The organism is Microbispora triticiradicis (genome assembly GCF_005864065.1).
GTDB lineage: Bacteria > Actinomycetota > Actinomycetes > Streptosporangiales > Streptosporangiaceae > Microbispora > Microbispora triticiradicis.
Genome location: NZ_VANP01000053.1, coordinates 1 through 558, shown reverse-complemented (window position 1 = coordinate 558; position 558 = coordinate 1). Strand labels below are relative to the sequence as shown.

Genomic DNA, 558 nt, shown 5'->3' with positions numbered 1-558 from the left:
GGCAGCCGCGCCTCCTCGAAGTAGTCCACCGCGGGAAAACTGTCGGCCAACCGCCGGGTGTCGACCAGCACCACCGCACCGATCGCCCCCCGCACCAGGTCATCCCACATGAACCAGAACCGATGCTGACCCGGCGTACCGAACAGATAAAGAATCAGATCCCGGTCCAGCGACACCCGCCCGAAATCCATCGCCACCGTCGTGGTCGTCTTGTGCGGCACCAGCCCCACATCATCCACACCCGCCGACGCGTCGGTCATCACCGCCTCCGTCGTCAACGGCACGATCTCCGACACCGCCCCCACGAAAGTCGTCTTGCCCACACCGAAACCCCCCGCGACCACGATCTTCGTCGAGGTCAGCCCCCGGCTAGAGCCTGCGAAGTCCACTGAGCACCCTTTCCAGCAAGTTCAGATCCGGCTTACCCGCCTCCAACTGCGGCTGATGCACATGCACCAACCCCTCCGCCGCCATGTCCGCGATCACCACACGAACCACACCCAGCGGAATCCGCAGCAACGCCGACACCTCCGCCACCGACCGCACCTGACGGCACAG

General features: G+C 65.2%; 2 protein-coding genes. Both read right to left on the bottom strand.

What is annotated here, in order from left to right; all coding sequences use genetic code 11:
• On the bottom strand, nucleotides 1-362 hold a 362-nt coding region (locus FED44_RS35495; RefSeq protein ID WP_187406152.1), incomplete at its 3' end, for a GTP-binding protein.
• 7 nt (nucleotides 363-369) lie between these two features.
• A partial coding sequence (locus FED44_RS35490; RefSeq protein ID WP_138463408.1) for a DUF742 domain-containing protein occupies nucleotides 370-558 on the bottom strand: 189 nt, incomplete at its 5' end.